The sequence below is a fragment of the Nonomuraea sp. NPDC050328 genome (genome assembly GCF_044459405.1).
In the GTDB taxonomy this organism is placed as follows: domain Bacteria; phylum Actinomycetota; class Actinomycetes; order Streptosporangiales; family Streptosporangiaceae; genus Nonomuraea.
The window spans coordinates 481,358-508,089 of record NZ_JBITIW010000001.1 but is presented as its reverse complement, the minus strand read 5'-3'; the positions used below and the strand labels follow the sequence as shown (position 1 = coordinate 508,089).

Below are 26,732 nucleotides of genomic sequence, written 5' to 3'. Positions count from 1 at the left end.
CATGATCCGACTCATCCTCGCCGGGACGCTGATCGTCCCGATCCATCCCGTGGAGCAGGAAAAGGTCCCGGTTCAAGAGGGGTACGGCGGAGCCGTCGCCACCGTCGACCACGACGCGAGCAAGGCCGCCGTCGAGATCCTGCGCCGGGGCGGCAACGCGATCGACGCCGCGGTCGCCGCGGGCGCGGTGCTGGGCGTGACCGAGCCGTACTCGGCCGGCGCGGCCGGCGGCGGCTTCATGGTCATCTACCAGCGCGGCCGGGTGCACACCATCGACGGCCGCGAGACCGCCCCGGCGGCGATGACCTCGTCCTCGCTGGAGGGCATCCCGTTCGAGGAGGCCGTCACCAGCGGCCTGTCCGCGGGCGTCCCGGGCGCGGTGGCCCAGTGGGAGCTGGCGCTGCGGCGCTTCGGCACCATGAAGCTGCGCGACGCGTTGCGCCCGGCCATCGAGGTGGCCGAGAAGGGCTTCGTCGTCGACCAGACCTTCCACTCCCAGACCGCCGCGAACGCCGCGCGCTTCCGCGACATCGCCTCCACCGCCAAGCTCTACCTGCCCGGCGGCCAGCCGCCCCCGGTCGGCTCGGTCTTCCGCAACCCCGAGCTCGCCGACACCTACCGCCAGCTCGCGCGCCGCGGACCCCAGTGGCTGTACGGCGGGCAGCTCGGCCGCGAGATCGTCGCCACGGTCAAGAACCCGCCGGTCACCCCCGGCGCCACGCGCAACGTCCGCCCGGGCCTGATGGAGGTCGGCGACCTGCGCGACTACCGCGCCCTGCTGCGCGAGCCCACCCGCGTCGACTACAAGGGCCTTCAGGTGTACGGCATGGCCCCGCCCTCCTCCGGCGGCTCGACCGTCGGCGAGGCGCTCAACATCGTCGAGGCGCTGCCCAAGGTCGGCCTGCACGAGTACCTCGAAGCCTCCCGCCTGGCCTTCGCCGACCGCGGCAAGTACGTCGGCGACCTCCCCGGCGTCCCGCTGCGCGAGCTGCTGTCCGACGGTTTCGCCAAGGAGCGCTCCTGCCTGATCGGTGAGCGGGCCATGGCCCACCCGGCCGCCCCGGGCTCGCCCGACGGCTCCTACTCCGGCTGTCCGGCCCCCGCCGAGACCGCCACGCCGGTCGCCGACGAGGGCCCGGAGACGACGCACCTGGTCGTCGCCGACCGCTGGGGCACGGTCGTGGCCTACAACCTCACCATCGAGTCCACCGGCGGCAACGGCATCGTGGTGCCCGGCCGCGGCCTGCTGCTCAACAACGAGCTGACCGACTTCACCTTCGGGCCCGCGCCGGGCGACCCCAACCTGCCCGGTCCCGGCAAGCGGCCCCGCTCGTCGATGGCGCCGACCATCGTGCTCGACGAGGGGCGGCCGGTGCTCGCGGTCGGTTCGCCGGGCGGGTCCACCATCATCACCACCGTGCTGCAGATCCTGCTCAACCGCTACGAGTTCGGGATGAGCCTGCCCGAGGCGCTCGCCGCGCCGCGCGCCACCCAGCGCAACACCGAGCAGACGCAGGCCGAGCAGGCCTTCCTCGACCAGCACCGGGCGTCGCTGGAGGCGCTGGGCCACAAGCTGGTCCTCAACCCGGAGATCGGCGCGGCCACCGCGCTGGAGTTCCTCGGCCGCGGCCGCGTCCAGGCGGTCGCCGAACCCACCCGGCGCGGCGGCGGCAGCGCCCTGGTCGTCCGGCCCGCCCGTCCCTGATCCCGCTCCCCGGTACGGCGGCGCGGAACCGCCGTACCGGGGTCAGCGGATCAGCTCGTAGGCCTCGCTCCTGACGCGCCGGGTGCGGGCCCAGTACTCGAAGGTGAAGCCCGGCCACAGGGTGCGGTTGACGCCGTGCTCGTCGAGGTACCAGGAGTCGCAGCCGCCCTCGGTCCAGACCCGCCGGCCGAGCCGGGCCCGCAGCCGCCGGTTGTACGCGCGCTGATGGCCGGGCCGCACGTCGAGCGCGCGGGCGCCGGTCCTGGCCAGCAGCCGCAGGCACTCCATGACGTACCGCACCTGAGCCTCGATCATGAAGACCACCGAGGTGTGGCCGAGCCCGGTGTTCGGCCCGAGCAGGAAGAACAGGTTGGGGAAGCCCGCGGTGCTGACCCCGTGGAATGCCTCGGCGCCCTCGCGCCAGGCGTCCTGGAGGCTGAGCCCGCCGCGCCCGGTGATGTGCTGCTCCCTGAGCTTCTCGACGACCTTGAACCCGGTGCCGTAGACGATCGCGTCCACCTCGATCCGCCCGCCGGTCCGGGTGCGCAGGGCCGTGGGGGTGATCTCGGTGATGCGCTCGGTGTGCAGGGTGACGTGCGGCCTGGTCAGCGTCGGGTAGTAGTCGCTGGACAGCAGGATGCGCTTGCAGCCGATGGTGTAGCCGGGGGTCAGCTTCGCGCGCAGCTCCGGGTCGGGCACCTGCGCCGCGAGGTGGTTGAGCGCCAGGCGCTCCTGCGCCTTCATCAGCCGGGGGTCGACCGTGAAACCGAGCGCGCGGGTCTCCAGGGCCCAGTAGAGCGTGTTGCGCAGGGCACGGGCGGCTCCGGGGAGGGCGAGAGTACGGCGGGCCCGCTCGGAGAAGGCGAAGTCGGGCTTGGGCTGGATCCACGGCGGGGTGCGCTGGAAGACGTGGAGCTCGGCGGCCTGGGCGGCCAGGCGCGGGACGAACTGGACGGCCGAGGCGCCGGTGCCGATGACCGCGACGCGGCGGCCGGCGAGGTCGGCGGTGTGGTCCCACTCGGCGGAGTGGAAGGCGGGGCCGGCGAACGACCCCCGCCCCACGATGTCCGGAAATTTCGGGATGTGGAGGGCGCCTAGGGCGGACACCACCGCCTTCGCGCGTAACGTCTCCCCGTCGGCGGTGCCGATCGACCACTCCCGGGCCGCGTCGTCCCAGTCGAGCGTGACGACCTGCTTGCCGTACCGCAGGTGGGGCTTGATGCCGTACTTGTCCACGCAGGCCCGCAGGTAGTCCCAGATCTCGGCCTGCGGGGAGAACATCCGCGACCACGAGCGGTTGAGCTCGAAGGAGAAGGAGTAGAGGTGCGAGGGGACGTCGCAGGCGCAGCCGGGATAGGTGTTGTCGCGCCAGGTGCCGCCCAGGTCGGCGGCCTTCTCCAGGATCAGGAAGTCGTGGAAGCCGGCTTCCTTGAGCTTGATAGCCATGCCGACGCCGGCGAAGCCGGACCCGATGATCACGATGCCCGGTCCGGCCACGTGCCCTCCCGCTATTGGACTTGCCGTCCAAGGTAATCGGCGGCCCGGGAGGGCTCAAGGGGTGCGGCTCAGCGCGCCACAGGCTGCCCGTGGCGCGACCGAGCGGTAGGTCACTTCAGCAGGAGGTAGGCCCCGACCGCGACGATCGCGATGAACAGGACGACCGCCAGGATCGGCAGCAGAGGGGATCGGCGCTTCGGCTGCTGGGCTGCTTCGTTCTCCACCCGGTGCGCGAACGCGCGGAACTGCTGGGTGTTGCCCGCGGGGTCGATGTGCTGGTCAGACATGCCCTGAACTCTAGCTGGGGGCCTTGGTTGATTTGTACCTTTTGATCGAATTTCGCGATCGGGGCTGGTGGGGAGACCGGTCCTGCCGGGAGATACCTTTGAGGCATGCTCCGAACCCTCCTGTCCCCCCGGCTCTGGGGTCTGCACCTGGTGGTCATCGGGGCTGTTGCCGCCTTCATCCTGCTCGGGCGCTGGCAGCTCGGCGTCTTCGAGGAGTCGGGCCGGCCGCACGCGAGCGCCGACCCCGCGCCGGTCGCGGTGGAGGAGCTGGTCAAGGCGGGCGCCACGTTCAGCGAGCCCGGCCGCCGCGTCGTCGCCTCGGGCGCCTACGACGCCGGACGGCAGCTCCTGGTGCCCGACCGCAAGCCGGACGTCGACGCCGTCGGCGGGCGGGCCGCCCGGGGTGCGGGTTTCTGGGTCGTGACCCCGCTGCGGCTGGCGGACGGCTCGCTCGTGCCGGTGGTGCGGAGCTGGGTCGCCCAGCCCGCCGCCGCGCCGCCCGTGCCCGCCGGGCCGGTCAAGGTCGAGGGGCGCACCCGGCCGCCGGAGCCCACCGACAGCGTGCAGCGCACCGCCAGCTCGCTGCCCGCCGGGCAGGTCTCCACGGTCACCCCGGCCGAGCTGATCAACCTGTGGCCGGGGGAGAGCGTGCGCAACGGGTTCGTGGTCGCCGCCGACTCGGGGATCAAGATCCCCTCGCCTCAGGTGGGCGGGAGCGTCACCTGGCGCAATCTGGCTTATGCCTTGAACTGGTGGATATTCGCAGTGTTCGCCGTGTTCATGTGGGTTCACTACGTACGCGAAGCCGTACGGACATCGAGAGGACAGCAGTGGAGTCAGCCCTCAAGCCCTTCCGAGTACTCGCCTACATCGTCGGCGTGATGCTCCTCGTGCTCTGCGTGGGCATGGTGCTGAGGTACATCGTCGGGGTGGACTGGTGGCCGTCGCTGATCATCGCGCAGGTGCACGGCTTCCTGTACATGATCTACCTGGTCGCGACGATGAATCTGGGCATGAAGGCCCGCTGGAGCTGGCCGAAGATCCTCGGCGTCATGCTCGGCGGCACCGTGCCGTTCCTGTCGTTCTACGTGGAGCGCAAGGTCACCGAGCAGGTGCTGGCCACCGCCTGAGCGGTGACGGGCCGATGGTTGGACAGGACCTCCCGCGGACGGGAGGTCCTGTGTCAACGGCCGATGCCGCGGCGGCGAACTCGCTTGAGCCGCGCGCGCTGGGACGGGTCGAGCATGAAGTAACCGACCACGGGTGCGGCGATCACGCCCAGGAAGACGAGGGTGGTGATCCACCCCCAGCCGAAGACGATCAACGACAGCAGGACGGCGGCGCCGGCGCCGATGGCGTACTTCTGAACGGGCGACATCTCAACTCCTAGGGACGCGGGCCCTTCCCATTGTGCAACGCCGAACCGCTCATGGCGGTTCCAGGCCGCGATATATCTCATCCGGATCAGTTCGGGCGCCTTCGGCGAAGTCGGCCTCGAAACCCGGCGGGATGGCGGCGGTGACCCGGTCGATGTCGAGCTGCTCGATCGGCGAGGCCGGAACCTCCCACTCGGCCTTGGCCTTCTGCGCCGTCCCCAGGCAGCGGGCCGCCTCGCCGTACCGCCCGGCCAGGGCCAGCGCGCCGGCGAGCCCGATGAGCGCTCCGGCCATGTCGCGCCGCGCCTCCAGCCGCCTGCCATCCTCGTAGCCGGCCCGGTGCAACTCCAGCGACCGTACGGCGTCGCCGAGCTCCTCGGCGACGAAGCCGAGCTCGGTCAGCACCATGGGGTGGTGCACCGCGCCCGGTTCGAGCAGCTCGCCCAGCCGGCGCTCGGCCTCGGCGTGCCGGCCGCCGCGGCGGGCGGCGAAGGCCAGCACGACCTGCGCGAAGTCGTGGCCGAGCTGGAAGCCCTGCTCCACGGCCAGCGTCAGCGCCCGCTCGGCCAGCTCGACGGCCTCCTCGTGGGCGCCGCGCTGCAGGGCGATCCAGCCGAGCCAGCACTGCCGCTCGGCGACCTGGGGCCACAGCCCGAGCTCCTCGGCCAGGGCCACGCTCTCGTGCGTCAGCCGCATGGCCTCGGCGTAGTCGGCGGCGATCTCCGCCCGCGCCGCCTGCCACTCGACCGCCTGGAGCAGCCCCCACCGGTCGCCCAGCCGCGCGAACAGCTCGGCGGCCCGGGCGGCGGCGGCCTCCAGGGCGGGCAGGTCCACCCGCACGTGCGCGTCGCGCGCCTCCAGGATCAGCGCCGCCGCCTCACCCCACTCGTCCCCCAGCTCACGGAAGTCCGCGGCCGAGAGCGCGGCCGAGCCGGAGTCCTCGGCCGCGACCAGGTTGAAGCCGTTGAACGCGGTGAACCAGCGGGCCCGCAGCCGCTCGCGCGGCCCCTCGATCTCCTCGTACGGCACAGCCGCCCCGGCCTCGCCCTGCGCGGCGGCGAACCCCGCCTGCCAGGCCAGCGCCCGCGCCACCGCGTCCGGCGTCCCGCCCCGCTCCAGCGCCGCCGCGATGGCCCGCCGGGCCTCCCCGAGCCGCCCGCGCAGGAACCAGTACCAGCCCAGCGCGTCCACCAGCCGCAACGCGTGCGGCCCGGCCAGCGCCACCCGCAGGTTGGCCGCCTCGGCGTCGAGCCGCGCCAGCCACTGCCGCTGCTCGCTCCCACGCACCTCGGCGCGTTCGGCGAGCGCGGTGTAGTACTCGGCGTGGCGCTGCCGTACCTCCTCCAGCTCGCCCGCCTCGCGCAGCCGGTCGGCGCAGAAGGCGGCCACCGACTCCAGCAGCCGGTAGCGCGGCCCGGCGGGGCCGTGCACGACGGTCACCAGCGAGCGGTCGACCAGCCGGACGAGGTGGTCGAGCACGTCCACCCCGCACACCGCCTCGGCCGCCTCCAGCGTGCAGCCGTCCACGTGCACGGCCAGCCGGCGCAGCACGGCCTGCTCGGGCTCGCCGAGCAGGTCCCAGCTCCAGGCGATCATCGCGGTGAGCGTCTGCTGCCGGGGCGGCGCGCCGCGGTGCCCGGTGGCCAGCAGCCGGAAGCGGTCGTCGAGCCGCGCGACCAGGCCGTCCACGCCGAGCGCGCGGGCGCGGGTGGCGGCCAGTTCGAGCGCGAGGGGGATGCCGTCCAGGCGGCGGCAGAGCAGGGCGAGCGCCTCCGACTCCGGCACCCGCGCGCGGGCGGTGAACAGCCGCATCGCGTCCGGCAGGTCGAGCGGCGGCACGCTCCACACCGCCTCGCCGGGCAGGCCCAGCGGCTCGCGGCTGGTGGCCAGCACGGTGAGCCGGGGCGCGGCGCGCAACAGGGCACGGACCAGGTCGGCGGCCTCGTCCACGAGGTGCTCGCAGTTGTCCAGCACGAGCACCATGTCGCGCTCGCGCAGCGCGGTCTCCAGCGGCACGTCGTCGCGCAGCCCGAGCGTGGCGGCGACGTGCGCGGCGAGGTCCCAGGTGTGGTCGAGGCCGGCCAGCTCGACCAGCCACGCCGCGCGGGCCGTGGCGCGGGCCGCCTCGATCGCGAGGGTGGTCTTGCCCACTCCTCCGGAGCCGGTCAGGGTGACCAGCCGGTCGCCGGCCAGCAGCTCGCCCACCTCCGCCAGGGCCGTCTCGCGGCCGACCAGCTCGACCAGCGGGGCGGGCAGGTTGGGCGTGGGGGCGGTGCGCGGCGCGGCCGGCGCGGGGGAGAGCGTGGGGTCCTGGCGCAGGATCGCCTGGTGCAGCGCGGCCAGCTCGGGGCCGGGGTCCAGTCCGAGCTCGTCGGCCAGCCTCTCGCGCAGGTCCTGGTAGGCGGCCAGCGCCTCGCCCTGCCGCCCCGCGCGGTAGAGCGCGGTGATCTGCACCGCCCGCAGCCGCTCGCGCAGCGGATGCGCCGCGACCAGCTCGCTCACCTCGACCGACAGGCCCAGCTCCAGCCGGGCCTCGGCGAGCGCCTCGTGGCAGCTCAGCCGCTGCTCCTCCAGCCGGGCGACCGCCGCCCGCGCGAACTCCTCGTCGGCGAAGTCGGCCAGCGCCGGGCCGCGCCACAACTCCAGCGCCCGCTCCAGCAGCTCGGCCCGCTCGCGCGGATCGGCGGCGGCCTCGGCCTTGGCGACCAGGTCGGCGAAGTCGGCGGTGTCGAGCGAGCCGCCGTCGACCAGGTAGCCGGGCGGGCGCGAGACGATCAGGCCCTTGTCGCCCAGCGCGGCACGCAACTGCGAGACCCGCACGTGCAGGCTGGCCCGGCTCAGCGCCAGATCCTCGGCCAGCCGGTCGGCCGAGACCACCCGGCCCGGCGTCAGCAGCAGGTCGGCCAGCAGGGCTCGCACCTTCTGCCCCGGAATGGCGACCGGCTCGCCGTCGTCACCCCAGACGGCGAGCGGACCCAGCAGCCCAAAGCGCATGTAGGCCACCTTAAGACTTCGGTAAGGGCACTCGGTCAGGGTGAAGACATGGAAGAGCTGCGGATCGCGGTCATCATCGCGAGCACCAGGCGCGGACGGTTCGGCCCCACGGTGGCCGGCTGGTTCGCCGCCAAGGCGCGCCGCCGGGTGACGGTCGACCTGATCGACCTGGCCGAGACGCGGCTCCCCGAGACGCTGGAGGACACGGCCCCGCCCGCGGTGGCCGAACTCGGGCTCCGGCTCGGCGAGGCCGACGGCTTCGTGATCGTCACCCCCGAGTACAACCACAGCTTTCCCGCGCCCCTGAAGACCGCGCTCGACTGGTACTTCGACGAGTGGCACGCCAAGCCGGTCACCTTCGTCTCCTACGGGAGGGAGACCGGCGGGCACCTCGCGGTGGCGCAGCTCCGGCAGATCTTCATCGAGCTGCGTGCCGTACCGATCAGGGAGACTGTCTCCCTGCCGAACTACTGGGACCTGTTCGCCCCCGACGGCGGCTGGCCCAGGGCGGGAGCCGACTGCGAGCTCGCCGCCAAGACGACCCTCGACCAGCTCATCTGGTGGGCCAAAGCCCTCCGCACCGGAAGGACGACCTCATGAGGAAGATCATCAACTCCACCTACGTCTCGCTCGACGGCGTGCAGAGCAACCCGCACGAGTGGTCGCTCAAGTACTTCAACGAGGAGGCCGGGGCCCTGGCCTACGAGCAGCTCTTCTCCAGCGACGCCATGCTCATGGGCCGGCTGACCTACGAGGGCTTCGCCGAGGCGTGGTCGGCCCGCGCCGGGCAGGACGAGTTCGCCGACCGGTTCAACTCGATGCCCAAGTACGTCGCCTCGACCACGATGGACAAGGCCGACTGGACCAACACGCAGGTCCTGGAGGGCGACCTCGTCGAGGCGGTGCGCGGGCTGGAGGGCACCATCCTGATGTACGGCTACGGGCCGGTCGCCCGCACGCTGCTGGAGAACGGGCTCCTCGACGAGCTGCGGCTGTGGGTGCACCCGGAGATCGTCGGGCGTGGTGGCCTCGACGGGCTCATCTACCACGAGGGCAGCGCCGGGCAGCTCGAGCTCGCCGAGGTCAAGACCTTCAGTAACGGGGTGGTCGTGCTGTGCCTGCGTCCGAAGGCTGAGAGCTGATCAGTCTCAGCTCCTCGCGCAGCGCCTCCGGAGCGGGGCGCTGCGCCGGGTCGCCGGCCAGCAGCCGGAACAGCAACGGCGCCAGGCCCTCCGCCCTGGTCAGCGGCGCACCGGGCGACGGCGGCCGGCCTTCCACGGCGGTGTACAACGTCGCGCCCAGCGACCACAGGTCCGAGGCCGGGCCCATCCGGCCCTCCGGCGGCGTGTACGGGCTGTTGCCCAACTGTGGCTGCGGGGGCGCGAGCGAGGCCCGGCCCTCGGCGTCCAGCAGCACGCTGGCCGGGCGGACGTCGCCGTGCTGGCCGCCCTGCGCGTGCAGGCCGGCCAGGTGCTCCAGCAACGCCAGCCCCACCCCGGCCACCTCCGCGGGCGGCAAGGGGCCGTCGGCCCCGATCAACTGATCCAGCCGCACCTCCTGGGACTCCACCTCGGGTACGGCAGGCGGTACGGGCACCGGCTCAGGCACGGCAGGCGGTGCGGGCTGGGGCTCAGGTACGGCAGGCGGCACGGGCTCGGGTACGGCAGGCGGCTCGGGCATCGCCAGCGGCGCCGCGGGCGTCCCCAGCACCGGCGCGGGCGGACGCAGCACCGGCGCGGGCGGACGCAGCACCGGCGCGGGCGGACCCATGGCCGGGGCGGGCGCGCTCACCGCAGGCGCCGGGGCGTCGTTCCGCTTGCGCCGGAACCTCCCGAGGAGCCCCCGCTTGGGCGGCTCGACCAGGTCCGTCCTCGGCCGCTGCTGCACCGCCGCCTCCTCCCATGCGGGCGGCGGCGGCCCGACCGGCCCGGGCAGTGGCGGCGGCGGGGGCGGCGGAGCAGGGGGCTGCGGCAGAGCCAGGTTGTTGAGCACCACCCCCACCGTCTCCGCCGGCACCTGCCCGTCCAGCATGTCCCGGATGAGCGTCCGCAGCGGATCCCCACCGGCGGCCGGCTCGTTACCGGGCGGCCGCCCTTCGAGCGCGAAGTGCAAGGTGGCCGCCAGCGACCAGAGGTCGGCCGACGCCGGGAGCCCGGGCCGCGGCCCGCACAGCCCGGTGAGCACGGCCCGCCCGGTGGTGGTGAGCAGCACGCTGCCCGGGTTGACCCGCCCGTGCACCAGCCCGGCCCCGTGCGCGGTGGCCAGCGCGTGGAAGACCTGCAACCCCATCCGCGCCGCCTGCGCGACGGGCAGCGGGTGCCGGGAGGCGACCGCCGCCTCCAGCGACCCGCCGGAGACGAACTCCATCACCACCCAGCCCTCGTCCAGCACCTCGTGCACGGGGACGAGCGAGGGGTGGCGCAACCCGGCGGCGGCACGCGCGTCGTGCACCGCGTTCTGTCGCAGTTCCGGCGGAACCCGCAGCTCTTTGACGGCCACGTCCCGATGCAGCGCCTCGTCGAAGGCCAGCCGTACGGCACTGTCCGTGTCGCCGAGGGGGTTCAGTAGCCGATAACGCCCGGCCAGCTTCATGAAAGTGAACGATATCTGGAGTTCGACCGGCATAGCCATCGAGTGTTGTGGTTTGCGAAGGTTGCCATTAGTGTCGATCTCCAGCTCGACCAGGACAAAAGCCCTTAGGAGGTGAGGACGCCGTGTTTTCCGCAGTCTCCCGGCGCTCCCGCCTCAGGGAGCGCTCCTAGCCTTCAGGAGCAAGTCCCGTGACCGATCTGGTCTTCCGCCCTCTGCGTGACGAGGGCGAGTTCAAGCTGTTCTCCGCGATCACCGCTCCGCTGCCCGTGACCGGCGTCGGCGTGCGCGCCAAACCGTTCGAGGACCTGCTGGAGGAGTACCGGCCCGACTGGCTGTGGCTCGCCCAGCGCGGCGACGAGGTGGTCGGCCGCGCCGCCTTCTGGGGTCCGGCGGGGGCCGAGCACCCGTGGGCGCTCGACCACTTCGACTTCGACACCGTCGAGACCGGCGCCGCGTTGCTCGTCGCCGCCTACGTCGCGCTGGTGGGGCCGGACTACGTGCATCCGTGGGGGTCCAAGCGTCCCGAGTACAGCCTGTTCCTGCCGCCCGACTGGCGCGAGCGGCCGGACGCGTTCGCCGAGGCGAGCGTCCGCATCGAGGCCGCCGAGCGGGCCGGCCTGACGCTGCTGGTCGAGCGGCTGGCCGAGCGCTGGGAACCGGAGTGGGGGCTGCCGCCCCGCTCCACCCGGCTCACCTTCGAGCCGGTCGGCCCCGGCGACGAGCCGCTGCGCGGGCTGCTGGAGCAGATCGTCAGCGGCAGCCTCGACGCCTACGACCTGCGCGACGTGCGCGAGCTGGGCGTGGAGGGCGCGGCCGGGCACGCGCTGGAGTCGCTGAACGACATGGACCCCGGGCGGAGCCGCTGGCGGTACGGCTACGACGCCGCCGGGGACCTGGTCGGCATGGTCCTGCCGGTGGACAACGGCCGCTTCGCCACCATCGGGTACATCGGCGTCGACCGGCGCCACCGGGGCCGGGGCTACGCCTTCGACCTGCTGGCCGAGGCGCTGCACCTGTTCGCCGCCGAGGGCCGGCCGTACGTGCTGGACAACACCGACGTCGGCAACCACCCCATGGCCGCCACCTTCGCCCGCGCAGGCTACCGAGTCACCGGCCGCCGGATGATCTTCACGTGACCGCCGGGTCCGTGCCGTTCAGCCAGGCCTGGTGGGCGGCGTGGACCCGCTTCCACAGCAACGCCTTCTCCTCCTCGGTCGCGTCCTCCAGGGTGAGGCCGAAGACGTCGGCGAGGGCGGCGAAGTAGTCGGCGGCGGTCTCCAGCGTCGTGCGATGGGCGCCGTGGCCGAGCCGGGTCAGGACCAGCCCGCGCAGGTTGTCCACCCCGGCCCGGTCGCGGCGCTGGACCACGGCGGTGCGGACGAAGCCCGACTCGGGCGAGGTGGTGAGGTGCTCGTGCATGGCCGTGAAGGCCGACATCTTCGTCTCCTCCAGGGCGAAGTCCATGCCGGCGAAGCTGCCGCTCGGGTCGTGCTCCAGCCGCCAGCCGCCCGGCGCGACCACCGAGGGACGCATGCCGTACTCGAAGGGGCCCTGCCGGTAGCGGCCCTCCGCCAGCGGCAGCGGCTCGTGCAGCGCGTCGCCGAGCCCGAGGTCGGCCAGGTAGCGGCCCTCCGGCAGCTCGACGGTGAGCACGAGGTGGTTGCCGGTGATGGCGGGCGGGGCGTCGGCGGTGTGCACGCCGCCGACATGCCGGCCGACCCGGAAGCCCATGGCCGTGGCCAGCGCGGCGAAGGCGCCGTTGAGGTGGTAGCAGTAGCCGCCGCGCCCGCTCACGATGCGCGCGGCCGACTCGGCCGGGTCGATCCCGGTGGGGCGGCCCAGCCAGATGTCGAGCACTTCGTACGGCACGCGTTCCACGTGGGCGGCGTGCAGGGCGGTCAGGGTCTCCAGCGTCGCCGGAGCGCCGAGCAGGTCGGGGCGGCCGAGCCGGCGAAGGTACGAGGGGATGTCCACTGCCCCAAGTCTGCACGAGATGTGCACAACCGGGGCATGCCTTTCTGCACGCCCCGTCTCTACGCTCTAGACCTGTGAAACGGGTTCTGCTGGTCGAAGACGACGAGACGATCGCCCTGGCGGTACGCGACCGGCTCGCGGCCGAGGGGTTCGACGTGCGCGTCGCGGGGGACGGCGCGGAGGCCGTGGCGGAGTACGGCAGGTCCGACCCCGACCTGGTCATCCTCGATCGGCTGCTGCCCGGCCTGGACGGCCTGGAGGTGTGCCGCCGGATGCAGGCGGCCAGGCCGGTGCCCGTGCTGATGCTGACCGCGCTCGGCGAGGAGACCGACGTGCTCGTCGGCCTCGGGGTCGGCGCCGACGACTACCTCGCCAAGCCGTTCAGCATGCGCGAGCTGGTCGCCCGCATCCACGCGCTGCTGCGCCGGGTGGAACGGGCCGCGCAACTGGCCGTCGAGGACACGGTGATCCGGGTCGGCGAGGTCGAGATCGACACCGCCGCCCGCCGGGTCTTCGTGGCCGGGACGGAGGCGCAGCTCACCAGGACCGAGTTCGACCTGCTGCGCCGGCTGGCCGAGCGGCCCGGCCAGGTCTTCGAGCGCGACCGGCTGCTGTCGGACGTGTGGGGCTTCTCCGAGGCCGCCGCCACCCGCACGGTGGACAGCCACGTCCGGGCGCTGCGCCGTAAGCTCGGCCCCGACGTGGTCCGTACTGTCCACGGGGTCGGCTACGCGCTGGTGCGCCGGTGAGGCCGCTCGACTTCCTGGGCCGGATCAAGGTCAAGCTCGGCCTGCTCATCGTGGCCGCGCTGGCCGTGGCCTTCTTCGTCTACGAGGTGCTGCTCACCGACCTGGCGCGCGGCTGGCGGATCGCCGTCGCCGTCGCGCTCGGGCTGGCCATGGTCCAGGTGCTGGCCTGGGGGATGACCCGGCCGCTGCGCGAGATGGCCCGGGCCGCCCAGATCGTCGCCAAGGGCCGCTATGACCTGCGCGTGCGCGCGACCTCCCGCGACGAGGTCGGCGAGCTGGCCCGCGCCTTCAACGCGATGGCCGCCGACCTCGGCGCGGTCGACCGGCAGCGCCGCGAACTGGTCGCCAACGCCAGCCACGAGCTGCGCACGCCCATCACCGGGCTGCGCGCCGTCCTGGAGAACGTGATCGACGGCGTCTCGCCGCCGGAGGCCCTGCGTACCGCGCTCGCCCAGACCGAACGGCTCGGCCGGCTGGCCGCGCAACTCCTCGACCTGTCGCGCCTGGAGTCCGGGGCGCGGTTGATCGAGGAGGACGAGGTCGAGCTGGCCGCCCTGGTCCGCCAGGCGGTCGAGGAGGCCGCACCGGCGCGCGAGGACGTCCGGGTGGAGATGGCGGTGCCGCGCGGGCTCGTGGTCCTCGCCGACCCCGACCTGCTCGCGCAGGTGCTGGCCAACCTGCTGGACAACGCCGTACGGCACAGCCCCGCGGGCGGGGTCGTGACCGTGCGCGCCGACGAGCGGGAGCTCGTGGTGGCCGACGAGGGGCGGGGGATCCCCGAGTCGGCCAGGGCCAGGGTGTTCGAGCGCTTCTCCCGGCTGGACGCCGCCCGCGCGGCCGACGCCGGGGGCGCGGGGCTCGGGCTGGCCATCGTCAAGGAGATCGTCGAACTGCACGGCGGCTCCATCCACATCGGCGACGGACCGGGGTGCCGGATGGTCGTCGCGTTACCGGGGAGGCTTGTGATGGCACTCGACGGACCGCAGGACGCGGAGCTGGGCAAGCAACCCTCGCCCACCGAACCCCCAGCAACCGACCCCGGCCCGGCATCCCCGGCCACCTCCCCTGCCGCGTCGGCGGCCGGGTCGTCGGCCGCGTCCCCAACCGTCTCGGCGGCCGCGTCGCCGGCCGGGGAACCGGTCGCGGCCGGGTTGCCCGCCGGGGCGGCCCCGACCACCCCCGCGGTCGCCCCTTCCGCCGCCCAGCCCGCCGATCCCTCCACCGGCCCCTCAGTCGGCCCCTCAGTCGGCCCCTCCACCGGCCCCTCCACTGTGCCGTCCACCGGCCCCGCCGTCGGCCCGGTCCCTGCCGGCTCTCCCACCGACCTGGTGACCGTCCCGGCGGGGGTCGGGGCGGCCACCGGGCCGGGGACGGACGTGCGGCCGGACGAGGCCGGGGCCGGGGCGGAACCGCGGGTCCCGGGGGTCCCGGGGGTCCCTGGGGTCCCTGGGGGTCCTCGGGTCCCGGGGGTGCCGGGCGGGCCGGGCAGCCCGTCGGTTCCGGGTGTCCCGGCCGTGCCGCCGGTGCCGGTGTTGCGGGCGGGCGAGACGCCGGTGCCCGGGCTGGCGCGGGTGGTGTTCGGCGGGCTGCTCGGGTCGGTCGTCGGCTTCATCCTCGGCATGGTCGCCGCCGTCTTCGCCGTAGTCGCGATAGACGAGGAGGGCGCCGGCGCCGTGGCGCTGGTGCTGGTCACGCTGGGGGGCGCCGTGGTGGGCGCCGCGTCGGGAGCCTCCAGCAGGGCCAGGGTCTACCAGCAGGCCACCACCCCGCCCCCATCCCCCGGCCAGCCGCTCCCGCCGTACGTGCCGCCACCGCTGTTCCCCCGCCCCGACCTGCCGGACACCCCGCGCTGGCTGCTCCCGGCGGCGGCGGGGGCGGGCGTGTTCGGCGCGATCGCGCTGCCCGAGTCGCAGGCCGGCCTGGGTCTGGTGCTCACCTTCCTGGTCCTGGCCGGCGCGGCGGTCCCCGCGGCGCTCAAGCGCATGACCCCCTGGACCGCGGCACTGGGCGCGGTCGCGCTCGCCCTGGTCGCGGTGGCCGCCTGGCGCGACGCGACCTGGTACGTGCTGCCCGCGCTGGCGCTGGGCTGCGCGGTGGCCGCACTGGCGATCTCCGGCGCCGGGGCGGGCTGGCTCGGCGTGATCAGGGGCGCCGCCGCGGCGCTGCTGTCGCTGGCGCCCGCGCCCTGGTTCCTGGCCGAGCCTCTGCGCCGCCCCGCCACCCGCAAGCGGTTGCTGCCCGCGGTGGGCGCGGTCGGCATCACCACCGTGCTGCTGCTGGTGTTCGGCGCGTTGTTCGCCTCGGCGGACGCGGTCTTCGCCAGCTTCGTGGAGCGGGTGCTGGCCACGCCGGAGTGGGCGGAGTCGATCCCGGGCCGGCTGGTGGTGTTCGTGCTGATCGCGGTCCTGCTCGCCTCGGTGGTGCTGGTCGCGTTGCGGCCGATCAACGACCCGGCCAGCCCGTCGCTCAAGCTGAAGCTCAGCCCGAGCCTGTGGATGCTTCCGCTGACCGCGCTCAACCTGCTGTTCGGCGTCTTCGTGGTGCTGCAGATCGCGGTGCTGTTCGGCGGCGCGGAGCGGGTGGTGCGCACGGCGGGGCTGACCTACGCCGAGTACGCCCGGCAGGGCTTCTTCCAGCTCGCCGTGGTCAGCTTCATCGTGCTGGCCATCGTCACCGTGGCCAGCGTGGTGGTGCGGGCGCGCGGCCGGGCCCGGCTGGTGCTCGCCGCCGAGCTCGGCACGTTGTGCGCGCTCACCCTGGTGATCCTGTTCTCCGCGCTGCACCGCATGGACCTCTACACCGAGGCCTACGGCCTGTCGCGGCTGCGCATCTCGGTGCAGGCCGCGATCTGGTGGCTGGCCGCGATCTTCGCGCTGGTCCTGATCGCCGGCGCGGTACGGCTGGCCGGCCGCGGCACGGTCTGGCTGCCGCGCACGGTGGTGCTGGTCAGCGCCCTCGGCCTGGTCGGCTTCGCCGCGGTCGACCCCGAGGCCCGGGTGGCGGAGTCGCAGGTGGCCCGCGGCGTCGACCGGGTGGACTACGGCTACCTGCGCGACCTGGGCGCCGACGCGGTGCCGGCGCTCGACCGGCTGCCGGAGCCGCAACGCTCCTGCCTGCTGCGCGAGATCGCCACGGGGGTGCGCAAGGCGCCGGAGTGGAACTCCTGGAACCTCGCCCGGGTGCGGGCGCACGACGTGCTGGTCAAGCGCCCGATCGTGGAGTCGGCCAGTTGCCCGTCCCGGTGATCGCCGGGTCACAGGCCGGTGGGGGTGCCCTCCTCGGGGACCAGGACCTCGGTGTCGGCGGTGAGCGTGCGCCCGCGGAAGTAGGCGGGCTCACGCAGCCAGCAGAGCATCATCAGCACCACCCCCACCGCCAGCGAGCCGATGCCGATCACGAAGACGCCGCCGACGCCGAGCAGGGAGGTCTCGCCGTACTCCGGGTCCCACATGTCGATCGCGCTCCGCACGAAGGCGGCCAGCATGATGATGCCGCCGAGCAGCGGGAAGATCCCCTTGAACCACAGGTCGCGAGCCGACCTGCGCAGGTCGCGGCGGAAGAACCAGACGCAGGAGAAGGCCACGATGGAGTAGTAGAAGGCGACCGCGAGGGCGAGGGAGGCCACGGAGTCGTAGAGCACGTTCTGGCTGATCAGCGACAGGCCCACGTAGTAGCAGATCGCCACGATGCCCATGACCGTGGTGGAGAACGACGGCGTGCCGTACTTCGGGTTGACCTTGGCGAAGCGCTGCGGCAGCGCCCGGTAGGCGGCCATCGCCAGCAGGCCGCGGGCGGTGGGCAGGATGGTGGTCTGCGTGGAGGAGACCGCCGAGATCAGCACCGCGATGACCACGATGATCGCCAGCGGGCCGAGCACCGAGTCGCTGAGCGCGGCGAAGACGTCGTCGGCGATGTCCTCGTTGCCCAGGCCGGTCGGCCCGTCCCCGGCTCCGCCGTACGCCAGGAGAGCGACGGTGGTCAGCGTGTAGACGCCGAGCAGGATCACCGAGCACAGCAGCGCGGCGCGGCCCGGCGTGTGGTGGCGGTCGGTGGTCTCCTCGTTGACCGCCAGGCAGGAGTCCCAGCCCCAGTAGATGAAGAGCATCAGCAGGAAGGCCTGGGTGAAGCTGGAGACCGAGTCGAAGGCGAACGGGTTGAACCACTCCCAGCTCGGCCGCACCGAGGTGTCCAGGGCGTCGCCGGCGTAGACCCGCCACAGCGCGACCACGCTGAACAGGATCAGCGCGCCGATCTGGATCGCGGTCAGCCAGCGCTGCATCTTCGCGCCGAACTCCAGACTGCGGGTGCTGACCCAGGTCATCACCGCGATGCTGGCCGCGCCGATCACCGTCAGCGCGACCCGGTTCCCGGCCAGCTCGTCCTGGCCGATCAGCCGCAGGCCGTACTGCGCGGCCACCTCGGCGACGTTGGCCAGGGCCAGCGTGCCGGACATCGCCACGCCCCAGCCGCCCAGCCACCCGACGACCGGGCCGAAGGCCTTGGCGCCCCAGGTGAAGGCGGTCCCGCTGTCGGGCACCGCCCGGTTGAGCTCGCGGTAGGCGAAGGCGGTGAACAACATCGGCACGAACGCGACGATCGCCGCGGCGGGCGCCTGCAGGCCGACGGCGATGACGACATAGCCGATCGTGCAGGCGATGGAGTAGGCGGGGGAGGTGGACGCGATGCCGATGATCGCGTTGTCCCAGAGGCCGATCGCGTCGTGGCGCAGCCCCTTGTCCGCCAAGGCTCCCCGCAGCCCCTTGTCCTTCAATCAGTCTCCCGGGTGGTTCAATCCTTTGCGTGACTTTTGACGTGGTCATCACCGGCGGGCGCGTGCTGGACGGCACCGGAGCCCCGGCCTTCAGGGCCGACATCGGCATCAACGGCACGCGCGTCACCGCCGTGGGGCGGCTGGAGGGCGCGGCGGCGGGCGAGGTGATCGACGCCACCGGGCGCTTCGTGGCGCCGGGTTTCGTCGACTGCCACGCCCACGGAGATGCGGTGGTGTTCGACCCCGAGGTCCAGCTCGCCGCGCTGCGGCAGGGCGTGACCACGTTCGTGCTCGGCCAGGACGGGTTGTCGTTCGCGCCCGGCTCGGCGACCACCGTAGCCTATGCGACCAGGTACTTCGCCGCGGTGAACGGGTCGTTGCCGCGCCCGGAAGGGCCGCTGTCGGTGGCGGAACTGCTCGACGCCTACGACCGGGCGACCGCGCTCAACACCGCCTACCTCCTGCCGCACGGCACGATCCGCTACGACGTCATGGGGGCCTCGCCCGAGGAGCCGTCGCGCGAGCAGCTCGCCGCGATGGTCCGGCACGTGGAGACCGGGCTGGCCGAAGGGGCGGCCGGGCTGTCCACGGGGCTGGAGTACCTGCCGGGCCGCTACGCCGGCACCGCCGAGCTGGCCGCGCTCTGCCGGCCGCTGGGCCGCCTGCCGTACGTGACGCACATGCGCGCGTACGGCGTGCGAGCCGGGGTCGGCATGGCGGAGGTGGCCGAGATCGCGAAGGCGTCGGGCGTCGCCGCGCACGTCTCCCACCTGCACGGCCCGGCCGACGTGCTGCTGCCGCTGGTCGAGCGGGCGCTCGGCGAGGGCGTCGACCTGAGCTTCGACAGCTACCCCTACCTGCGCGGCAGCACGATCCTGGCGATGGTGGTGCTGCCGCCGTCGGTGCCCGCCGCCGAGGTGGAGCGGGCGATCGAGGTGCTGGAGTCCGACGGGCTCGACGAGCACTGGGCCTCGCTGGCCGACACCTGGCCCCGGCTGACCGTCTCGCACGCGCCCGGCTCGGAGTGGGCCGAGGGGCTGACCGTCCCGGAGGCCGCCGAGCGGGCCGGGACCACCCCGGCGGAGTTCTGCCGGCGGCTGCTGATCGACACGCGGCTGGAGGCGGGCTGCGTCTCCGCCAGGCCGGACGAGGGTCCCGAGGGCGAGGAGTCGGTGCGGCGCGTGCTGCGGCATCCGGCGCAGACCGGCGGCTCCGACGGCATCTACGTGGGCGGCCACCCGCACCCGCGCGGCTTCGGCGCCTTCGCCCGCTTCCTCGGCCGGCACGTGCGCGAGCTGGGCGACTGGAGCTGGCCGGAGGCCGTGGTCCACCTGGCCTCGCACCCCGCCCGGCGCTTCGGCCTGGACGGGCGCGGGCTGGTACGGCCCGGCTTCGTGGCCGACCTCGTGCTGATCGACCCGCGCACGGTCGGCGACGTGGCGACCTACGCCCAGCCGCGGGCGGTGGCGACCGGCGTGGACGACGTGCTCGTGTCGGGCACCAGGGTGCTGGCCGGGGGAGCCCTGACCGGGGCGACCGCAGGCCGGGCCCTGCGTTGATAGGGTCGGACGCGGACAAAAGGGGGTTTCGGTGGGGTCTGTTTTCGACGGGTCGTATGAGTTCCCCCTGATGGTCGTGCACCGGGCCGCGCTGGAGCACAACATCGCGACCATGGCCGCCTTCACCCGCGACCACGGCCTCGCCTTCGCCCCGCACGCCAAGACGCACCTGTCGCCGGAGATCGCCCGGATGCAGCTCGACGCGGGCGCGTGGGGGCTGACCGTGGCCACGCCGGCGCAGGCCCGCATCGCCCGGGGCTTCGGGGCCCGGCGGCTGATCGTGGCCAACCAGCTCGTCGACCCGGCCGGGCTCGACTGGGCGCGCGCCGAGCTGGAGCGCGACCCCGGCTTCGAGCTGTACAGCTTCGTGGACTCGGCCGCGAGCGTCGAGCTGCTGGCCGCCCGCGCGGGCGGCCGGCCGTACCGGGTGCTGGTGGAGCTGGGGCACGCCGGCGGGCGGGCCGGCTGCCGGACGCTGGAGCAGCTCCTGGAGCTGGCCGCGCTGGTGCAGCGGACGCCCGGGGTGGAGCTGGCCGGCGTGGCCGGCTACGAGGGCTCGCTCAAGGACGCCGCGGAGGTGCGCAAGTACCTGGGCGTGCTGCAGGACGCGGTGGAACACCTGCGCGTGCGCACCCCGATCCTGTCGGTCGGCGGCAGCCAGTGGTTCGACGTGATCGCCCGCGAGCTGGTCACCACCCAGGCCCGCGTGGTGCTGCGCAGCGGCGCCTACGTCTCGCATGACGACGGCTACTACCGCGAGCGCACCCCGTTCAACCGCGTCGAGGGCGAGCTGCGGCCCGCGCTGGAGGTGTGGGCGCACGTGCTGTCCACGCCCGAGCCCGGCCTGGCGATCGTCGGCATGGGCAAGCGCGACGCGCCCTACGACGAGGGGCTGCCGATCCCGCGCCGCCCCGGCGTCGAGGTGCTGAAGATGCAGGACCAGCACACCATGGTGGCCGGGACGCTCCAGGTGGGTGAACTGCTCGCCTTCGGCATCTCCCACCCGTGCACCGCCTTCGACAAGTGGCGCGAGCTGCCGCTGGTCGACGAGGACTACCAGGTTGTCGGAACGATAAGGAGCCTGTTGTGAAGAAGGAACTGAGGACGACCGAGGGCGCGGCGCCGGTCGGCGCCTACTCGCAGGGACTCGTGGTGGGCGACTTCGTCTACACCTCGGGCGCCGGGCCGCTCGACCCGGTCACCGGCGAGGTGGTCGGCGACGACATCGAGACGCAGACCCACCAGACGATGCGCAACCTCGGCGCCATCCTCGCCGCGCACGGGCTCGGCTTCGACGACGTGATCAAGGCGACCGTGCACCTGCAGCACCTCAAGCGGGACTTCCCTGCCTACAACGAGGTGTACAAGTCGTACTTCAGCCAGCCGTACCCGGTGCGGACCACGGTCGGCTCCGACCTCATGGACATCCTGGTCGAGATCGACTTCGTCGCGCACAAGAGCGCGTAAGGTTCGCCTGTGGACAGTTCGGTGTACGTCTTCGCCGAGGACCTGCGAGGCGAGGGCACGGAGCGGGTGCTCGACCGCATCCGTGGGTACGGCGTGGCCGGCGTGACGGTCGGCGCGGTGCACCACGGCTCGCGGGACGTGACGCCGCACGGGCTGTCCAAGCTGACCCTGCGCCACGACGGGGCGCACTTCCCGCTGCCCGGCGACCTGTTCGCGGGGCAGCGGCTCCGGCCGCCGGCCGGGTACGCCGACGTCTTCGACGGGCTCGGCGAGGCGTGCCGGGCTCGCGGGCTCAAGCTGCACGGCTGGACCGTCTTCCTGCGCAACGGCAGCCTCGGCGCCGAGCACCCCGACGTGACCGTGCGCAACTGCTTCGGCGACCGCGGCTACCCGACCGACCTGTGCCCGGCCCATCCCGACGTGCGGCAGTACGCCGTCTCGCTGGCCCGCGCGGTGGCCCGGCTCGGAGTGGACAGCGTCGTCGCCGAGTCGCTGCACTATCGGCCGCTCAAGGCCGAACGCTCCTTCGTGCCGCTCGGGCCGATGGACGCCTACCTGATGGCGTTGTGCTTCTGCGACTACTGCATGAGCCGCGCCGCCGACCTCGGGGTCAACGCCGAAGGCGCGCGCGAGGAGTGCGCGCGCATCGTCGGCGGCGTCCTGGGCGGCGACCCGGCCGCGCAGGGCGAGGTGACCCGCGCAGCGCTCACCGCCTACGCCGGGCCCGAGGTGGTCGCCTACGCGCGGGCCCGCTCCGAGACGGTGACCTCGCTGGTCGCCGAGGTCTCCCAGGCGGTCGCCGCCGAGGGCAGCCGGTTGGTCTTCGTCGACTCCACCGGCTCGGTCAAGGGCTACCAGGACGGCCTGCCCACCCCCGGCCTCGCCGCGCACGACGCCTGGCAGTTCGGGGTGGACCTGGTCGCGCTCGGCGACCTCGTGCCCTCCTTCGCCGTGCTCGCCTACGCGCGGGACGCGGCCCGCGTGGCCGACGACGTGGGCGCCTACCTGCGTTCGGTCGGCAAGGACCGCGAGGTCAGGGCGGTGCTGCGGCCCGGCTACCCGGACAGCGACTCCGCCGACCGGCTCGCGGCCAAGGTGCGCGGGGTCAAGGCGGCCGGCGCCTGGGCGGTGGACTTCTACGCCTACGGGCTGATGTCCTTCCCGGTGCTCGACCGCATCCCGGCCGCGCTCATCTGACCGCCTCGACCAGCATCGGCAGGGCCTTCTCCAGCTCCCGGGTCCAGTAGGGCCACGCGTGCGTGCCGGGGCCGTACAGGTTCACGGTGAGTCGCACGCCGGCCTTGCGGGCGGCCTCGACGAAGGTCCGGTTCTGGCGTTCGATGACCGCTTCGCCGTCGTCGCGGCTGGTCGTGCTGTCCAGCGGGCCGGGCTCGCCGTTGCCGCACGAGACGTAGACCGGCAGGCCCTTCAGCTTGGCGGCCAGGGCGGTCGGGTTGCGCCGGGCGATCTCGGCGTCGTCGGCCCACAGGTCGCGCGACTGCTCCTGGGCGATGTAGTCGGCGTCGGACCTGGAGGCGTCCAGCAGACCGGAGAAGGAGGCGGCGGCGCGGAACAGGCCGGGGTGGCGGGCGGCGTAGGACAGCGCGCCGAACCCGCCCATCGACAGGCCCGCCACCGCCCGGCGGTCGGTCGCGCCGTACTTGCGCTCGATCAGCGGGAGCAGCTCGGTGAGGTGGAAGCTCTCCCACTTCGGGCCCTTCGCCCAGTCGCTGTAGAACCCGGCGCGGCCCCCTTCCGGCACGACCACCACCAGGTCGAGGTCCTCGGTGAGATCGTCGGCGTGGCCGCGGGAGATCCAGTCGACGCCGGTGTGGCAGCAGCCCTCCAGCAGCAGCAGGAGCGGATGACGGCTGCCCTCTCGCCAGCCCTTCGGCAGGAGCACCTCCACCGTCGCCTCGCGGCCCAGCGCCGGGGACTCCACGGTGAGCGTGCGCCGGCGGCCGTCGGCCTCCTCGTCGACCACCTTCAGCGCCGCCGGTGGCTTTTGGTACGGCTCCTTTTGGTACTGCTCCGCCGCCGGGGCGCACCCGGGCAGGAACAGGACGAGCGCCAGCAGCAGCCGCTTGATCACGCGAGGATTGTTCCCCGTGCGGTCACCGGCGTCCAGCGAGCGCGGTCACCGCGCCCAGCCCCAGGTACACCACGCCGCTGAACAACCGCAGCCCGCGCGCCTTGGCGGCCAGTTTCGTGCCCAGCGCCCCCGCGGCGAAGGCGTAGACCAGGTCGGAGATCAGGCCCAGGGTGAAGAGGATCACCCCGAACACCGCGATCTGCGCCGCCGGGGCGCCCCGGCCCGGGTCCACGAAGGCGGGCAGGAAGGCCAGGAAGAACAGCGCCACCTTCGGGTTCAGCACGTTGACCAGCACGCCCTCCAGGAACACCGCCCTGAGCGGCTGCGCTTTCACCGCCTGCTCGCCGCCGCCGTCCCTGCCCGTCAGCGCCCTGACGCCCAGGTACACCAGGTAGGCCACCCCCGCCCACCGGACCACCTCGAACAACGTCGCCGACTGCCGGACCAGCACCGACAAGCCCAGCGCCGCCGCCGCGACGTGCACCAGCGTCCCGCACTCCACCCCCAGCGCGCTCGCCACCCCCGCCCGCCGCCCCTGCGCGAGCGCCCTGGTGGTGATGTACAGGTGGTTGGGGCCCGGGATCAGGACCAGGGCGAGCGAGGCGGTGGTGAAGACGACCAGCGTCGACCAGGCGAACATCTACCCGACGCTAGGCCGCCCGCCGCCCCGAGGACAGATCCATTCCCCCTGCCCGTCCCCGGACCATTCCTATGTGGGGGCCCGCCTCCCCTTGGTCCTCTATGCGGTCCGCACCCCCACGGCGGATCATGCCGCGCACAAAGCCCCCACCCAGCCACAAAATCCAGGTTGTCACCGGCCCATGGCATAGTGGCAGCGTGACCAGGGTTTTGATCGGCCGTTCCACGGAGCTGGACGCGCTAGTCCAGGTGCTGGACGCCGCCGCGTCCGGCACCGCCGGCGTAGCGCTCGTCGGCGGCGACGCGGGCATCGGCAAGACCCGCCTGGTCACCGAGCTCGCCCAGGAGGCCCGCGACCGCGGCTTCCACGTCCTGGTCGGCCAGTGCGCCGAGCTGGGCGACGCCCTGCCGTACCTCCCGCTCCTCGACGCCCTGCGCGAGCCGTCCATCCGCGAGGCGGTCGAGGCCAGGCCGATCCTGCGCGGGGAGATGCTCGACGGCGGCGCCTCCTCCGGCCTGACCCAGCAGCGCCTGTTCGGCTCCCTGCTCGACCTGCTGGGCGAGGTCCAGCCGGTGCTGCTGGTCCTGGAGGACCTGCACTGGGCCGACCGCTCCACCCGCGACCTGCTGATCTTCCTCAGCCGCATGATCCAGTCCGGCCGCGTCTGCGTGGTCGGCACCTACCGCACCGACGACCTGCACCGCCGCCACCCGCTCCGCCCCGTGCTGGCCGAGCTGCAGCGCCTGCCCACGGTGACCGCCCTGGAGCTGCGCCCGCTCGCCGCCGACGACATGACCGACTTCCTGTCCACCCTCGGTGAGGTACGGCAGGCGGTGATCAGCCAGGTCGTCGCCCGCGCCGAGGGCAACCCCTTCTACGCCGAGGAGCTCTTCGCCGCCGCGGCCGACGGCGAGTCGATGCCCGACACCCTGGCCAGCCTGCTCATGTCCCGGGTCGAGGTGCTGTCGGAGGAGGCCCAGCGCGTGCTCCGGGCCGCCGCGGTCGCCGGGCGCAAGGTGAGCGACGGGGTGTTGCGCGAGGTCACCGGCCTGGGCATCGCCGAGTTCGAGGAGGCGGTCCGCGAGATCGTCTCGCGCGGCCTGCTCCGCGTCGACGGCTACGGCTACATCTTCCGTCACGCCCTGCTCCAGGAAGCCGTCTACACCGACCTGCTGCCCGGCGAGCGCACCCGCGTCCACGCCGCCTTCGCCCGCCTGCTCACCGACCCGGCCGAGCTCGCCCACCACCACCTCGCCGGGCACGACCTGGCCGGCGCGCTCAAGGCCTCCGCCGAGGCCGGCCGGCTGGCCGAGCGGTACGGCGCGCCCGCCGAGGCGCACCGCCACTACGACCAGGTGCTCAGCCTGTGGGACCGAGTCCCGGACGCCGAGACCCTCGCCGGCGAGGACCGCCTGGCCCTCGCCCTGCGCAGCGCCGTCATGGCCTCCGACAGCGGCGACAACCACCGCGCCGTCGCCCAGCTCCAGGCGCTGCCGGCCACCTCCGAGGTGGAGGAGCGGCTGGCCTACTACCTCTACGAGCTCAACCAGGACGAGTCCGCCACCGCCATCGCCGAGAACGCCGTCCGCACCGCCCCCGACGACGGCCGCCGCGCCCGCGCCCTGTCCACCCTCGCCCGCTGCCTGTGGTGGGGCCCGAGGCACAGCGAGGCCCGCCCGGCCGCCGTCGAAGCCCTCGAAGTCGCCCAGCGCAGCGGCGCCCGCGAGGCCGAGGTCAGCGCCCTCATCACCCTCGGCGTCTACGAGGAGCTCGAAGGCGACCTCGAACGCGGGCTCAAGTACCTCGACGCGGCCCTCGACTCCTCCTCCGGCGACCTGGCCACCGACCTGCGCGCCCTGTTCATCCGCAGCCGCGTCTCCTTCGACCACGGCGACCTGTCCGGCGCCGCCGAGTTCGCCTCGCGCGGCATCCGCCTGGCGCAGGAGACCGGGCTCACCTGGAGCACCTACGGCACCGACCTGCGCTTCCTCCGCTTCCTCGTGCACTACGCGGCGGGCGAGTGGGACCACGCCCAGACCGTCGCCGCCGGCTTCGGCGCCCGGGTCGGCACGGTCCAGGAGGCGTTGCTGTCGTCCTTCGCGCTCTTCATCGAGGTCGGCCGCGGGCTCGACGGCGTGGAGGAGCGGCTCGACCTGCTCCGGCCCTTCTGGACCGACGACCTGATCGCGTACATGTCCCGGGGCATGGCCGCCGAGCACGCCCTGTGGAACCGCGACCCGGCCACGGCCATGGAGCACGTCGAGGCCGTCCTGTCCTCGCTCACCCCGGCCGACCCCGGCATCATCCGCGTCGCCGCCACCGGCCTGTGGGCGCTCGCCGACCTCGGCCGCACCGACGGCGCCGACGCCCTCATCGAGGCGGCGCGGCACGGCTACACCACCGGCCCGTCCGGCCGCCGCAACGCCATGGGACCCGAAGGCCAGGCCTGGATGGCCCGGGCCGAGGCCGAATGGGCCCGCCTCCACGGCCGGGACACGCCCGACCAGTGGCGGGGCGTCGTGGCCGCCTTCGACTACGGCTTCACCTACGAGGTCGCCCGGGCCCGGTGGCGGCTTGCCGAATCCCTCGCCGCCGCCGGTGACCGGGACGCCGCCCAGGCCGAATGGGCCCTCGCCCGTGACGCCGCCACCCAGCTCGGGGCCCGGCCCCTGGCGACCGCGCTGGAGGAGTTCGGGCGCCGTGCCCGCTTCGTCGAACGGCCCGCCGGGGTGCTCACCGCCCGTGAGCTGGAGGTCCTTCGGCTGGTCGCCGAGGGGTTGCCCAACCGGGAGATCGCGGGGCGGCTCTTCATCGCGCAGAAGACGGTCAGCGTGCACGTGTCCAACATCCTGGCCAAGCTCGGCGCCTCCACCCGCACCCACGCCGCCGCCGAAGGCCGCCGCCTCGGCCTCCTCTGACTGCTCGGCCCTTCGCCTCCTTTAACTGCTTGGCCCTTCGCTCGGCGCGCTTCGCGCGTTTGGGCTTGGACTCCTTTCATGGAGGAGCCGAGCTCCCCCACACCCCCTAGC

General features: G+C 73.6%; 22 protein-coding genes. 13 read left to right on the top strand and 9 right to left on the bottom strand.

The annotated features are described in order from the left end of the window. Position 1 precedes the first annotated feature (1 nt). Positions 2-1,705 carry a gamma-glutamyltransferase family protein gene (locus ACIBG7_RS02320; protein WP_397334911.1) on the top strand — a complete coding sequence of 568 codons (1,704 nt, stop codon included), beginning with the start codon at positions 2-4 and terminating at the stop codon, positions 1,703-1,705. A gap of 42 nt (positions 1,706-1,747) precedes the next feature. On the opposite strand, the gene ACIBG7_RS02315 is transcribed toward ACIBG7_RS02320, so the two are convergent. Together ACIBG7_RS02315 and ACIBG7_RS02310 are read right to left on the bottom strand one after the other, a co-directional pair. After that, positions 1,748-3,202, bottom strand: a complete 1,455-nt coding sequence (locus ACIBG7_RS02315) for a flavin-containing monooxygenase (RefSeq protein WP_397334910.1) — start codon at positions 3,200-3,202, stop codon at positions 1,748-1,750. 110 nt (positions 3,203-3,312) lie between these two features. Continuing rightward, positions 3,313-3,489: a hypothetical protein gene (locus ACIBG7_RS02310; protein ID WP_357917063.1), complete on the bottom strand. Its 177-nt coding sequence runs from the start codon at positions 3,487-3,489 to the stop codon at positions 3,313-3,315. A 105-nt stretch (positions 3,490-3,594) separates the two neighbouring features. Here ACIBG7_RS02310 and ACIBG7_RS02305 point away from each other — a divergent pair, with 105 nt between their 5' ends. After that, positions 3,595-4,371 carry an SURF1 family protein gene (locus ACIBG7_RS02305; RefSeq protein WP_397334909.1) on the top strand — a complete coding sequence of 259 codons (777 nt, stop codon included), beginning with the start codon at positions 3,595-3,597 and terminating at the stop codon, positions 4,369-4,371. Then, on the top strand, positions 4,371-4,619 hold the full coding sequence (locus ACIBG7_RS02300) for a DUF3817 domain-containing protein (protein ID WP_357917069.1): 249 nt from the start codon (positions 4,371-4,373) through the stop codon (positions 4,617-4,619). The genes ACIBG7_RS02305 and ACIBG7_RS02300 overlap by 1 nt, the downstream gene beginning before the upstream one ends. A gap of 53 nt (positions 4,620-4,672) precedes the next feature. Here ACIBG7_RS02300 and ACIBG7_RS02295 read toward each other — a convergent pair whose 3' ends face one another. Both ACIBG7_RS02295 and ACIBG7_RS02290 read right to left on the bottom strand, forming a co-directional pair. After that, positions 4,673-4,867, bottom strand: a complete 195-nt coding sequence (locus tag ACIBG7_RS02295; protein WP_357917072.1) for a hypothetical protein — start codon at positions 4,865-4,867, stop codon at positions 4,673-4,675. A 49-nt stretch (positions 4,868-4,916) separates the two neighbouring features. After that, positions 4,917-7,859 carry a BTAD domain-containing putative transcriptional regulator gene (locus ACIBG7_RS02290; RefSeq protein WP_397334908.1) on the bottom strand — a complete coding sequence of 981 codons (2,943 nt, stop codon included), beginning with the start codon at positions 7,857-7,859 and terminating at the stop codon, positions 4,917-4,919. A gap of 48 nt (positions 7,860-7,907) precedes the next feature. On the opposite strand from ACIBG7_RS02290, the gene ACIBG7_RS02285 reads away from it, so the two are divergent. Next, positions 7,908-8,459, top strand: coding sequence for an NAD(P)H-dependent oxidoreductase (locus ACIBG7_RS02285; protein ID WP_357917078.1), 552 nt, complete (start codon positions 7,908-7,910; stop codon positions 8,457-8,459). Beyond that, a complete protein-coding gene (locus ACIBG7_RS02280) occupies positions 8,456-9,001 on the top strand; it encodes a dihydrofolate reductase family protein (RefSeq protein ID WP_357917081.1) in 546 nt (181 codons plus the stop codon). The genes ACIBG7_RS02285 and ACIBG7_RS02280 overlap by 4 nt, the downstream gene beginning before the upstream one ends. Here the strand turns inward: ACIBG7_RS02280 and ACIBG7_RS02275 are convergent. Next, positions 8,952-10,451 (bottom strand): protein kinase, encoded by a 1,500-nt coding sequence (locus ACIBG7_RS02275; protein ID WP_397334907.1) that lies wholly within the window; start codon positions 10,449-10,451, stop codon positions 8,952-8,954. The genes ACIBG7_RS02280 and ACIBG7_RS02275 overlap by 50 nt on opposite strands. A gap of 188 nt (positions 10,452-10,639) precedes the next feature. Between ACIBG7_RS02275 and ACIBG7_RS02270 the strand changes: the two genes are divergently transcribed. Continuing rightward, entirely contained in the window at positions 10,640-11,587 is a 948-nt protein-coding gene (locus ACIBG7_RS02270) for a GNAT family N-acetyltransferase (RefSeq protein WP_397334906.1), read from the top strand. Here ACIBG7_RS02270 and ACIBG7_RS02265 read toward each other — a convergent pair. Beyond that, the gene (locus ACIBG7_RS02265; protein WP_397334905.1) at positions 11,580-12,425 is read right to left on the bottom strand and encodes an arylamine N-acetyltransferase; all 846 of its coding nucleotides are present in this window, start codon (positions 12,423-12,425) and stop codon (positions 11,580-11,582) included. The genes ACIBG7_RS02270 and ACIBG7_RS02265 overlap by 8 nt on opposite strands. A 74-nt stretch (positions 12,426-12,499) precedes the next feature. Here ACIBG7_RS02265 and ACIBG7_RS02260 point away from each other — a divergent pair, with 74 nt between their 5' ends. Both ACIBG7_RS02260 and ACIBG7_RS02255 read left to right on the top strand, forming a co-directional pair. Next, positions 12,500-13,174 (top strand): response regulator transcription factor, encoded by a 675-nt coding sequence (locus tag ACIBG7_RS02260; protein ID WP_357917093.1) that lies wholly within the window; start codon positions 12,500-12,502, stop codon positions 13,172-13,174. Then, positions 13,171-16,419 (top strand): DUF4153 domain-containing protein, encoded by a 3,249-nt coding sequence (locus ACIBG7_RS02255; RefSeq protein ID WP_397334904.1) that lies wholly within the window; start codon positions 13,171-13,173, stop codon positions 16,417-16,419. The genes ACIBG7_RS02260 and ACIBG7_RS02255 overlap by 4 nt, the downstream gene beginning before the upstream one ends. An 8-nt stretch (positions 16,420-16,427) precedes the next feature. On the opposite strand, the gene ACIBG7_RS02250 is transcribed toward ACIBG7_RS02255, so the two are convergent. Continuing rightward, positions 16,428-17,945, bottom strand: a complete 1,518-nt coding sequence (locus ACIBG7_RS02250) for an APC family permease (RefSeq protein ID WP_397334903.1) — start codon at positions 17,943-17,945, stop codon at positions 16,428-16,430. A 29-nt stretch (positions 17,946-17,974) separates the two neighbouring features. On the opposite strand from ACIBG7_RS02250, the gene ACIBG7_RS02245 reads away from it, so the two are divergent. The 4 genes from ACIBG7_RS02245 to ACIBG7_RS02230 are packed head-to-tail and all read left to right on the top strand — an operon-like array spanning position 17,975 to position 22,168. Further along, positions 17,975-19,504, top strand: coding sequence for an amidohydrolase family protein (locus ACIBG7_RS02245; protein ID WP_357917102.1), 1,530 nt, complete (start codon positions 17,975-17,977; stop codon positions 19,502-19,504). 31 nt (positions 19,505-19,535) lie between these two features. Next, on the top strand, positions 19,536-20,594 hold the full coding sequence (locus ACIBG7_RS02240; protein WP_357917105.1) for an alanine racemase: 1,059 nt from the start codon (positions 19,536-19,538) through the stop codon (positions 20,592-20,594). Further along, on the top strand, positions 20,591-20,971 hold the full coding sequence (locus ACIBG7_RS02235) for a Rid family detoxifying hydrolase (protein ID WP_357917108.1): 381 nt from the start codon (positions 20,591-20,593) through the stop codon (positions 20,969-20,971). Before ACIBG7_RS02240 ends, ACIBG7_RS02235 begins: the two co-directional genes overlap by 4 nt. Before the next feature lie 9 nt (positions 20,972-20,980). After that, complete coding sequence (locus ACIBG7_RS02230; protein WP_357917111.1) at positions 20,981-22,168, top strand: hypothetical protein; 1,188 nt, start codon at positions 20,981-20,983, stop codon at positions 22,166-22,168. On the opposite strand, the gene ACIBG7_RS02225 is transcribed toward ACIBG7_RS02230, so the two are convergent. Then, a complete protein-coding gene (locus tag ACIBG7_RS02225; RefSeq protein ID WP_397334902.1) occupies positions 22,161-23,063 on the bottom strand; it encodes an alpha/beta hydrolase in 903 nt (300 codons plus the stop codon). The two genes, ACIBG7_RS02230 and ACIBG7_RS02225, sit on opposite strands and share 8 nt — an antisense overlap. 22 nt (positions 23,064-23,085) lie before the next feature. Beyond that, positions 23,086-23,703, bottom strand: a complete 618-nt coding sequence (locus tag ACIBG7_RS02220) for a LysE family translocator (RefSeq protein ID WP_357917117.1) — start codon at positions 23,701-23,703, stop codon at positions 23,086-23,088. Between the two features lie 197 nt (positions 23,704-23,900). Between ACIBG7_RS02220 and ACIBG7_RS02215 the strand changes: the two genes are divergently transcribed. Further along, a complete protein-coding gene (locus tag ACIBG7_RS02215) occupies positions 23,901-26,621 on the top strand; it encodes an ATP-binding protein (RefSeq protein WP_397334901.1) in 2,721 nt (906 codons plus the stop codon). Positions 26,622-26,732 lie beyond the last annotated feature (111 nt).

What these genes read in the sequence shown, in the direction of transcription:
- ACIBG7_RS02320 (WP_397334911.1), top strand. Translation starts at nt 2, where the DNA reads ATGATCCGACTCATCCTCGCCGGGACGCTGATCGTCCCGATCCATCCC.
- ACIBG7_RS02310 (WP_357917063.1), bottom strand. Translation starts at nt 3,489, where the DNA reads ATGTCTGACCAGCACATCGACCCCGCGGGCAACACCCAGCAGTTCCGC.
- ACIBG7_RS02305 (WP_397334909.1), top strand. Translation starts at nt 3,595, where the DNA reads ATGCTCCGAACCCTCCTGTCCCCCCGGCTCTGGGGTCTGCACCTGGTG.
- ACIBG7_RS02300 (WP_357917069.1), top strand. Translation starts at nt 4,371, where the DNA reads ATGCTCCTCGTGCTCTGCGTGGGCATGGTGCTGAGGTACATCGTCGGG.
- ACIBG7_RS02295 (WP_357917072.1), bottom strand. Translation starts at nt 4,867, where the DNA reads ATGTCGCCCGTTCAGAAGTACGCCATCGGCGCCGGCGCCGCCGTCCTG.
- ACIBG7_RS02290 (WP_397334908.1), bottom strand. Translation starts at nt 7,859, where the DNA reads ATGCGCTTTGGGCTGCTGGGTCCGCTCGCCGTCTGGGGTGACGACGGC.
- ACIBG7_RS02285 (WP_357917078.1), top strand. Translation starts at nt 7,908, where the DNA reads ATGGAAGAGCTGCGGATCGCGGTCATCATCGCGAGCACCAGGCGCGGA.
- ACIBG7_RS02280 (WP_357917081.1), top strand. Translation starts at nt 8,456, where the DNA reads ATGAGGAAGATCATCAACTCCACCTACGTCTCGCTCGACGGCGTGCAG.
- ACIBG7_RS02275 (WP_397334907.1), bottom strand. Translation starts at nt 10,451, where the DNA reads ATGAAGCTGGCCGGGCGTTATCGGCTACTGAACCCCCTCGGCGACACG.
- ACIBG7_RS02220 (WP_357917117.1), bottom strand. Translation starts at nt 23,703, where the DNA reads ATGTTCGCCTGGTCGACGCTGGTCGTCTTCACCACCGCCTCGCTCGCC.